Below are 2,613 nucleotides of genomic sequence, written 5' to 3'. Positions count from 1 at the left end.
CGCCTTCTAACTTCTGACATGTTTAAAATTAAGATATCTATACTATTCATGATACATCCCCTAGTTTATTTAATTTATCGATATATTTTAAAAAATTCATAAATAAATTATGATTCAACAACTGCTTTTCCTACAACAAAATTTGATACATCATCATTGATAACTACAATTTCACTTGGACTATCCATCGCAAATCCTTAATATACTGTTAATTCACCAAAAGAACGATTCATTACATCTCTAACATAAATACCTAATGCTGATGCAGCCACACCAGTTGCAGGATCTTCTATGTAACCAGGATTATTTGGAAACTGTCCGGCATGGTAAAAATTACTTTCATCTTTTACAAACGGAAATAACCCCGACGATTCAGTCTTGTCGCAAAATGACCATAAATATTCATAATCAGGATTAAGATTATTTAATACGTCTATATCTTTCAACTCTAAAATGGTTTTATACCTAGATGTTGAAACGTTCTTTATAAAATTATCTGAAAGTTCATTTACGGATATATTCAATGCTTTAGCAATTTCATTTTTATCTATCATTACATCGCAAATATTTGATGCTCCTTGTTTTACTTTTACTTTGAAATCAATGTCATTTCCAATAATCTCAATATCTAAAACATCCGCTAATGTTTCTACTGAAAAATGACTCTTTTTAAGAAATCCTTTGTTCTTAAGAACTGTAACACATGCTATCGTCGCATGAACACACATTTCTATTTCTTTATTAGGCACGAAGTATTTAAACTGATAATCACACGAAGGTAATTCACTTTCCAATACAAATCCAACCTCAAGTTCATATTGTTTTGCAATATTTTTCATTTCATCAAAAGTAAACTGATTAGCTTCTAAAATTACTGGACAAGGATTACCTCCGGGTAGGTTTTACACTTTAAATTTCGTTAATATCAAATGTTCTTGAAAAATGTAGTACAGAATCATCTACTTTCATATCCATCTTTTTATATAATGACTGTGCCTTTGTATTATCAATACCTGTCTCCAGCGTTACATATCGTGCATTATTTTGTCGTGCATATTCAAAAGTTTTTTCAATAAGCTGTCTCCCAACGCCACCTGTTCTATTATTTGAACTTACATATAAGTCATTTAATATATATGCTCTTTGGAGACTTACAGTTGAAAATACAGGATATATTTGTACAAATCCAACTAATTCTTCTCCATTATCTGCTACAAATATTTTTGATTCATTATTATCATATCGATCCTTTATAAATTTGTTACATGACTCAATATCCGACTCTTTACCATAAAAGATTCTATAATTATTTAATAAATCACTAACACTTTCTAAATCATCAATTTTAAATTCTCTAATCACCATAAGAACACTCCTTTAATTTTATAGCCTATATAAATATTCATAGTTGAAAACATCCATATATTTGTCTTAATTATACCTTCAGTAAAGGTATAATTAATAAGTATATTGAAATTTCAGATAAATTGGTTATTTTAACTACTAATGTTTTTTAATTACTCGACTAATGAAAAAATAAACTGACTTTTTGTATGTCCATATGGCTGTAATAGATCAATAAATGATTCGACTGCACTCATATTTTCTAATCTAACCTTAAAAACAAAACACGCTTCTCCAGATACACGATAACAAAATTCAACATTATCCTGTTCCAATATGAACTCCTTGAAATCTTTATATCTATTATTCTTAATGATTATCTCAATTAAAATATCAACGTCATACCCTAGCTTTTTATAATCAATATTAATCGTATAATCTTTTATTACTCCTTGCTCCTCCATTTTATTAATTCGTTCTCTTACCGCAGGAGCAGATAAATTCACCTGTTTACTTAACTCATTAATCGTAATACGACTGTTCATTTCTAATATATTTAATATCTTCTCATTTATTAAGTCTACCATTTAATTTACCTCTTTTATTAAAGTTCATAGACTTTAATACCTTTTTTAATTTATTCATTCTTTATTTTATCACGTTTATTATTAACTCAAGGAGATGATAATATGGCATTAATAAATTATAGTAAGATTGGTGATACGCCTTTTCAAAAATTATTAGGTCACAATGAAATCATAATTGACCCATGGAATAACTTAGCAGACACATTATGTGAAGATGGCTCATTGAGCAAAGAATTAAAAGAAGAGTTAAGAAGAATACTTGCTCAAGAAAATGGATGTATGTACTGCAAAGCAAAGGGTAGACCTACTAATAAATTTCGAGACGAAAAATCTTTGCTTTGTATAGGCTTTGTCGATGTTTACTTAAAAATGAAAGAAAATGTACCTGAATCAACTATCCAGTTGTTAAAGGATTCAATGACTAATGAAGAAATTATTGAATTAATTACTTTTACCTTATTCACTACAGTCCAACAACATTTTGGATCAATATTAAAACTTACTGCTGAAGATTAATCTTCCTACATAAAGAAGTGGTGACTAACAAGGATTACCACTTCTTATTTTTATTAACTCAATTATTATTTATAAATATTACTTGAAGAGAGTTAATAATTGAACCTCTAACAGTTCCTACTTCGTAAGAAGCAAAAGGATTTTTGAGGGATTTTTAACACATATA

Annotated in this window: 3 protein-coding genes and 1 pseudogene; 1 reads left to right on the top strand and 3 read right to left on the bottom strand. The window is 28.3% G+C overall.

Going from position 1 to position 2,613, the window contains the following annotated elements; translation table 11 throughout:
* Positions 1-197 precede the first annotated feature (197 nt).
* From OCL94_RS13095 to OCL94_RS13085, 3 genes and pseudogenes are all read right to left on the bottom strand, one after another.
* Positions 198-881: pseudogene (locus OCL94_RS13095) on the bottom strand (PhzF family phenazine biosynthesis protein); the annotation flags it as partial.
* Positions 882-909: 28 nt separating this feature from the next.
* A complete protein-coding gene (locus tag OCL94_RS13090) occupies positions 910-1,365 on the bottom strand; it encodes a GNAT family N-acetyltransferase (RefSeq protein WP_262997364.1) in 456 nt (151 codons plus the stop codon).
* Positions 1,366-1,517: 152 nt separating this feature from the next.
* The gene (locus tag OCL94_RS13085; protein ID WP_262997363.1) at positions 1,518-1,931 is read right to left on the bottom strand and encodes an Lrp/AsnC family transcriptional regulator; all 414 of its coding nucleotides are present in this window, start codon (positions 1,929-1,931) and stop codon (positions 1,518-1,520) included.
* 102 nt (positions 1,932-2,033) lie between these two features.
* Between OCL94_RS13085 and OCL94_RS13080 the strand changes: the two genes are divergently transcribed.
* Positions 2,034-2,447: a carboxymuconolactone decarboxylase family protein gene (locus OCL94_RS13080; protein ID WP_262997362.1), complete on the top strand. Its 414-nt coding sequence runs from the start codon at positions 2,034-2,036 to the stop codon at positions 2,445-2,447.
* The last annotated feature ends 166 nt before the right edge of the window (positions 2,448-2,613 follow it).

The sequence above is a fragment of the Macrococcus capreoli genome, assembly GCF_025628935.1.
GTDB lineage: Bacteria > Bacillota > Bacilli > Staphylococcales > Staphylococcaceae > Macrococcoides > Macrococcoides capreoli.
This window is presented reverse-complemented; position numbering and strand designations above follow the sequence as displayed.

Excerpts from the sequence above, each read along its gene's own strand:
- OCL94_RS13090 (WP_262997364.1), bottom strand. The coding sequence starts at position 1,365 with ATGGTGATTAGAGAATTTAAAATTGATGATTTAGAAAGTGTTAGTGAT.
- OCL94_RS13085 (WP_262997363.1), bottom strand. The coding sequence starts at position 1,931 with ATGGTAGACTTAATAAATGAGAAGATATTAAATATATTAGAAATGAAC.
- OCL94_RS13080 (WP_262997362.1), top strand. The coding sequence starts at position 2,034 with ATGGCATTAATAAATTATAGTAAGATTGGTGATACGCCTTTTCAAAAA.